Below are 7,308 nucleotides of genomic sequence, written 5' to 3'. Positions count from 1 at the left end.
CAAAAGGCGGAAATCTTCCGTTTCCGACTTTCCTGAGAGGAAAGCTGGAGCACAGAGAAGATTTCCGCCTTTGATGGTATTCAGGGATAACCGGGAATAAAAGCCCGTGCAAATTTCAAAAGGTTACGATGAATAAAAAATGAAAAGTGAATTTTACAAGACATTTTCATTCTCGACTGGCGAATATCTTTAATGCAAAAAAGAAAAAGAACGAAAAAAAGCGAAAGACGACAAGAGTAATCCTGCCGATCTTCCGCTATTCATTTCTTTGGTAATTCGTATATCCAGCAGATCGAAGTTATAAGAATTAATGTCTATTCGTTCTCAATCCAAGCTCTTCTGAATATTTTAATGTTAATGCGTATGGCTTATTTCTTCTTCTTTTTGGAAGCAAAGAATAATCCACCTGCAGCCACTGCTGCTACAGCAGCAATTCCTGCATATAACTGCCAGTTTGTTCCAGTGCTCGTATGAGCTGTATCCCGGACAACTTCAAGCTGGATGGTTCCCATTGTACCGTACTGAACATCGATTTTTCCAAGTTTAGCTGCTGTTTTGAGCTTATAACCCTTTGGAACTTCGAGTTTGTACTGCTTATCAAAATCATAGGAGTACTTCGAATTTACAGATTCAGCACTTGGCGATTCAATGGACTGAGTTCCTACGATTTGACGGGTTGAACCTGACTGAACGTAGTATTGAATTCTTAAGACAGCCTTGGCTTCTTTTACCGTTTCTTTCACTTTTAATGGAACAGCAATGAGTGTATCCTTGCCTGTTCCTAAAGCGACTTCATAAACAGTATTGGCATCAACCGCAAGTTCATATCCGTCAGGTACAGCTAAATCAGAGGCTTTAAGTTGTGCCTTAGTCTGATTGGCCTCAGTCTGCTGGAAGGTATAGGTAAATGTTTTTCCAACCTGTTTTCCTTCATAGGTAAAGGAAACCTGAGCCTGTCCGCTCTTAGCTACCTGTAATTCTACGTTTTTGGAACTGCCAAATGGAACTTCGATATTTTCGAAGGACTGAGCAATGGCATAGCCTTCAGGAAGCTCGATGTTTTCAATGGTGAAAACAGCATTTTCTGAATTGGTTGAAGCCTGCTGGATTCTTACATCTTTCGTTCCAAGATTTTCTTTCGCAATTGAATCAACAAAAGTCACATTCAATACAGCTGTTTTTGAAACCGGCGCATCTTCAATTGGTTTTACTGTTACATAATAGGTTGGTGAAGAATTCGCAATAAACATCATCTGCGGAAGTTCACCAGCGAGTTCATAGTTGTTTGGATAAACAATCTGCGTCGCACTCTGACTTTCCTGATATGGAAGTTCTGTAACGCCCGGGTCAAGCGTCGTTTTGACTGGGTATGGCTCTCCTACAACAGTTCCATCAGCCAGTCTAAAGATGATTGTAAAGGATGCTTCCGTTGCAGTCGGAGCTTCTGCTGGCTGCTCTTTGACAACAACCGTCACTTCACTTTGACCATTGCCATCCTGGGTAAATGTTGTTGAATCCGGCATGCTGACAAACACATATCCAGCAGGTACAGAGATCATGTCCTCAGACAGAGTTAAAGGTGTCCCTTCTGTGTAGGTGACATCTTTTGTACTGGAAGGTTCAACCGGATCGCCATTTTCAAGTTGATAGTTGAACTGAATAACTCCTGTTTTTTCTTCAGGAGCTTCTTCGATTTTTTCAACAGTGACTTCTACCGGATTGACTCCTTCAGAAAGAGTCAGATTCTTTTCATAAGAAACAATCTTGTATCCTTCTGGTACTGAAATTAGATCCTGACTTAATTCGAATGTTTCACCAGGAGTAAACTGAACTTCGATTTCATTCTTTGATACGACGGTTCCTTCTTTATCCTTAAATTCAAACTCGATCACTGCCGTTTTGAATTCAGGTTTCTGATCCGCGATCACAGCAACATCGATACTGGCTGGTGCCTGGCCATAAACGTAAGGCCCTGCAAGTTTGTTCTCTTCAAAATTCTGCTGATCAAGGACATATTCACCTGGAATATGCAGCTGACTTTCTTTGAGAGTCCAGGCTTCCTGCACGGTACCGGATACTTCAAGTTTCTGATTGCCAATGGTTTTGCCATTTTCTACAAAGTTAATCTGAATCGTTTCATTCACTTCCTGCACAGCAGGCATCACTTGCGAAGAATTGTTGTTCTCTTTATTGTTCTGAGTATTGTTTTCATCCGTTTCAGGATTCTTCTGTTCTTCCTTTGAACCTTCTTTTATCACTTCAACATCAAGAACCTGAGTCTGATTCCACTCAACGTTAACATTCTGAGGCTGACTGACAAATTCATAGCCTTTTGGAGGTGTTAAGGAGTTTAGATCAAATTGAGTGACATTCTGATCGTTTTCTTCATTGAGTTCAATCGTTTTGGATCCAACCTGATCTGAGCCATCCATATAATTAATTTCAAGCGATGCTGTATTACACAGATTGACCTCAAGATCAAGACTCTGTCCATAAGCTGCCTGTAAGGCATCATTCTTTTTGGAATAGGCATCTGTAAAGGCCTTGCTTTGATTCTGGCTTAATGCATAGCCTTCAGGAAGATCTACGTTAAGACCCATGACAAAATCAACAAGCTGATTCTTGTCTGGTTTAACCTGTAAAGTGTCCTGAGCTTTTTCAATTTCACTGCCATCGTGCATGAAAGTCAGATTGAGAACCGTTTGCTTATTTGTACTGGTACATACAATTTCAGGAACAATTCCTTCCTGTATATCAATCACTTCATCAGGATTATCTGCAGTAACTCCAGCCGGTAATTTCAGATCAGCGGCTTTAATTTTTCCGTCTTCTGGTTTTGCTTTGATTACCGCAATGGTTTTTTGATCTTCTTTCGAGACCAGAACTACTTTGACATCCTCTGTTTCGGTCTGTGATTTATTTTCGGCATCATTTTTCTTTGCGATATCTTCAATTGCAGTCTGACTAAGAACCGCATTGGTTTCTGAAGCATAAATTGGAAGAGTACTCTGAAATGTCATCATCAGCGACAGAGCACTTCCGGTTATCAGTTTCATATTTCGATTATTCATTCAGCTGCCTCCTAACTTTTTTAATAATCACTTCCATGATCTTTCCTATAAAGCCCGACCAGTCATCGGTCGGCTCAAACGTCGCATAAGATTTCATGGAAGATTCCATTCTACACAATACAACCGATAAAAAATCTTAACTTTTTCTTTAATTTTTAAAACCTGTTTATACACCCAATGGATATCGTCGACAGAATCAGCTGTTTTCATTCTATCAGACTTTTGGTTTCAGACTCTATAGTCGGAAAGTTTCGAACCTTACACATTCTTTTCCCAAGATTAAGTCTCTTTGTATTCTTTTGATTAAAGATCGATCCATTTCAGATCTCGGTTTTGAATCCGATCAGAATAAAAAAACCGGCTGATTATTGGCCGGTTTTTGGTTTAACACTGGATTTTAGAGTTCGATTTCCTTTTTCCACAGTCCATGCAGATTGCAGTATTCATAAACAGTGACTTTACCATTTACGTCAGTGATATCGAATTCAGCATTTGGAGCTTCACCAGGTTTCAGAGTTTTCTTTTCTACTGTTCCATCAGGATATTCAACCCAGATGTTTGTGATGTAGTGGTTATCAAGCATTGGATGAGCAATTTCACCAACCTGAACTTCAAGTTTTCCATCAACAGCTTTTACAGCTGGTACGTGTTTTTCAGTAGCCGCATCAGTAGAACCAGCTTTCAGTTCAGCTGCCGGCTGTCCATTTACTACAACTTCAACCGCTTCATCAGCTGGATAAATCAGTTCAAGAACTTCTCCATTAGCACCTTTGAATAATTTCATAATACACACCTCCTGTCTTGATTATAGCATTGAGACAATTGATGTGTTATTTGAGTACCTATTCTATTTTTGTAGACTTGTCTGATGATTTCGAAAGGTCCTTCAGGCGTCTTTAATCTTTTTTCTGAATTCAAGTGAATTTGCCTTCTCGAAATCCTTTGCAGGCGTCTGGTCAGCGCAAATTGGTATTCGATTTCACTTTCCTGAAGATCAAACGTAAAATGAAACTACAGCGGAGCGATCTTCATCAGAAAAATCCATAAAAATTATGAGTGATTTGACTGAAGCATTGCTCGAGAAAGGTTCAATTCATGAATTTACAGATCACACTTTTGAACAATGGAGATCTGCAGGTCAGAGTTCCAGAAGCCACAACACTTGAATCCCTGATCGAACAGATGGAGATCTCCAAAGAAAAGAAAAAACACCTTCAGATCCTGAAGGGTTCCAACGTTATTACCAATCCGGAAACGGAAATTCTTCCTGCCGATAGAATCACCCTTCATCTAGATGACAGCTTTAACATGAATGACGAAACCCCCATGTTTTTTGGAGCTGTACCGGTTGTTTATGAAGATGACTGGTGCCTGGTTGCCAACAAAAAACCATTCTTACTGGTTCATGGCGATGGAAATCAGGATGATTCACTCAACGCCCGTGTCAATTCTTACCTTGCCAGCAATGGATGGCCTTTTGTGGCTCAGCCTGTCAACCGCATCGACTATGAAGCCAGCGGTCTGGTTTTATTCGCCAAACACCCTTTAGCTCAGAATGCCCTGGCAAAGCAGTTTGAAGACGGCGAAGTGAATAAGGAATACTTAGCTGTTATTGATGGCCGCGTTGAAAACCGCGAAATTGATATCAACAATCCTATCGCCCGCAACCGTCATGAAGCCGATAAAATGATGGTTTATAAAAAAGGTAAACCAGCCCATACCCATATTTCCCGTCTGAAACTTTTCAACGATAAATCCCTGGTAAAAGCTAAAATCTCAACTGGACGTAAGCATCAGATTCGAGTTCATTTAGCCAATCTTGGCTACCCAATCATGAACGATCCATTGTATGGCGTAGTCCGCAATAATAAAGGTCTTATGCTTCAGGCTTATCGTCTCGGATTCAAGCAGCCTTTTACCAATGAATCCGTTGAAATTGAACTGCCAATGGATACACGTTTTAAATGGTTTGATCCTGAACTTGCTAAAGAAGCCTGATTTTCAGATTTCAATCTTTACTGATTCAAGCTGAACCATTATTCATGGTTCTCAGAATCCCTGACGATGATAATCTCTGCATGGATCAAGTAAAACATCAAATAAACACAAAAAGCGGTTGATCACGCCAGGACTTTCAATCCTGATAATAGATCAGCCGCTTTTGTTCATTTTCGACTCAATTGAATATTGGAATATGTGCAGAAAAGGTCTCAGTTTAATTCAGGATTGGCTTCTATAAGGGTCTTATTCTGATCAGGAACTTTTTTCCTGCGAATCAGAATTATCCTGAAGATTTCTGGTCAATTCTTCAATGAAATACCAGGTATAGGCTAAAGCGTAACTTACAGGAAAGCGATCTTTCATCATCTCAATTGTTGATGGAAATTTACCCTGATTGCGAACCAGCAATCGATGAAGCAAAGCGGGCAGCTCTTCTCTTTTCAGATTGGAGAGTACTTCAATCATCCGATAATCCGATTCATTGGTTTTGGTCACCGTTAACTCGGACAGACGCCTTGTCATTTCAATCAGATATACCTTGTAAGAATACAGAGCAACCGGCTCCATCCTGGCAAGCAGCCCAAGGGCCTCAATCATTTTTCCATAGCGGTAATTCTCTGAAAACCTGTTTTCTAAAGGAAACGGGCGATACCCTAACAAACTGCTCAAAGACAGATTTTCAATCTGGTCTGATAGCGGAATCACAACTTCCTTTTGCTCCATCTGCGTATCGAGATACTTCTCAACCACCTGCATTAATGGCCAATCATCCAAAGTAAAAGTAAAAAGATACCCTGGAAAACGGTCATAATATTTCATTGTTTCAAGATATCCCTGGTGATATAGAGAAAGAGCATGCCGTTCAGAGAAATCAAGTGAATTTCCCGGATTGATCAGCGGCTGGATCAATTTCATTTCGACCTGGGCTGTTGGCGGCTTGGGGTCAGTTGGATTATGAATATCAATGACCACGCGAACATCTGCTTCAGGCTGAATCTTTAATAAAAGTTCAACTGGCACATTATCCGCATACCCGCCATCCATATAGACCTGATCTCCAATCTCCACTTTTGGAAAAGCCGGATAACAGGCAGCTGAAGCCATGATAATGCTTCTGGCGTTTTCCCTTGTGATCTGATCTTTCGTGAAAGCTTCTCCTTCCTGCAATGTATCATTATAGGTCATGCAGGCGTAATCGATTGGGGAGTTCTTGAAGCTTTCGTAGTTGAAAATATTGTCAAAATGCTTTTTAAGCGGTGTGATATCCATTTTATCATCCATATATTTGATCAAGAATTCAATCATCGTCTTTGACCCATGGATTTTTTCACGAACCGTACTAGGCATATATGGAAGCTCTTCAGCGATTTCGGTTGGTTTCATCCCTAAAACAAAATCGACCACTGGATGAATATCCTGCTGAACGTAAAAAGCTCCGACCAGGGCACCAATTGAGGTGCCTGTCACCGCATCAAATCGAATCCCCAATTCTCTGAAAGCTTCCCAGGCTCCCACGTGATAGCATCCCTTCGCTCCTCCACCACCTAAAACCAGTCCTTTCTGAGGTTTTTTTGGTTCATCAATTGAGAGATTTTTGCCAGATTCTATATTTTTTAAATTATCATTCTTTTGATTTTTAAAGTTCTCTTCTCTTCTATCCAGCTGATCAGATGGTTTGAGTACAGATGATTCTTCAGAGGATTCTTCTTTTTGGGCGCTGGTTTGTTTTTCGAGCAGCTGTTTTTCATACTGTGCATCTAACCCGCTTCCATCTGTGAGATCCAGTGAAGTCTTTCGCAAGTCATCCAGATCAGGGTTTGAGAGATCATCATTATCGAACGGATTTTCTGATGAATCCTTTTGATTTCTGTTTAAACTCATCAAAAACCTGCTCGCTTTTATCTGATATTTTCTACTGTTCACGTTAGAAAATACTAGATCATGTTTTATTCCCCTTTCGTCCGAGAGGAAACGACGAACTCCGGTCTGCCTGATCAGAAGATCCGGAACCGGGGGTATAGTTCTCCAGGGGCTTAAATTCCCGCACGGCCTGCGGTACATATCAAATCCATTGCTCTGTCTTCTATGGATGGATTTGTTTTTTTTCTATTACAGACTCATTTTGATCTTTGCGAGCTTTTCCTTTCTTTGTTGATTTGATCTGCTCTGAAGATATTCGAAAGATTGGGTTTTTCTTCCTGTCTTCAGACACTGCATCTTGGCGTCAATATCAATG

General features: G+C 40.6%; 4 protein-coding genes. 1 reads left to right on the top strand and 3 read right to left on the bottom strand.

The window, feature by feature from the left end; translation table 11 throughout:
• Window positions 1-368: 368 nt before the first annotated feature.
• Both BO222_RS02685 and BO222_RS02680 read right to left on the bottom strand, forming a co-directional pair.
• The gene (locus tag BO222_RS02685; protein ID WP_075818153.1) at window positions 369-3,071 is read right to left on the bottom strand and encodes a hypothetical protein; all 2,703 of its coding nucleotides are present in this window, start codon (window positions 3,069-3,071) and stop codon (window positions 369-371) included.
• A 397-nt stretch (window positions 3,072-3,468) separates the two neighbouring features.
• On the bottom strand, window positions 3,469-3,855 hold the full coding sequence (locus BO222_RS02680; protein ID WP_075818151.1) for a desulfoferrodoxin family protein: 387 nt from the start codon (window positions 3,853-3,855) through the stop codon (window positions 3,469-3,471).
• Between the two features lie 311 nt (window positions 3,856-4,166).
• Here BO222_RS02680 and BO222_RS02675 point away from each other — a divergent pair, with 311 nt between their 5' ends.
• Entirely contained in the window at window positions 4,167-5,069 is a 903-nt protein-coding gene (locus BO222_RS02675; RefSeq protein WP_075818149.1) for an RluA family pseudouridine synthase, read from the top strand.
• Between the two features lie 255 nt (window positions 5,070-5,324).
• Here the strand turns inward: BO222_RS02675 and BO222_RS02670 are convergent, their stop codons facing one another.
• Window positions 5,325-6,953 (bottom strand): patatin-like phospholipase family protein, encoded by a 1,629-nt coding sequence (locus BO222_RS02670; protein ID WP_075818147.1) that lies wholly within the window; start codon window positions 6,951-6,953, stop codon window positions 5,325-5,327.
• Window positions 6,954-7,308: the final 355 nt, after the last annotated feature.

Origin of the sequence: Ileibacterium valens (assembly GCF_001945525.1) — a bacterium.
Lineage (GTDB): Bacteria > Bacillota_I > Bacilli_A > Erysipelotrichales > Erysipelotrichaceae > Ileibacterium > Ileibacterium valens.
Note: the sequence above shows the minus strand (reverse complement) of the source record. Positions and strands in the feature narration are given on the sequence as shown.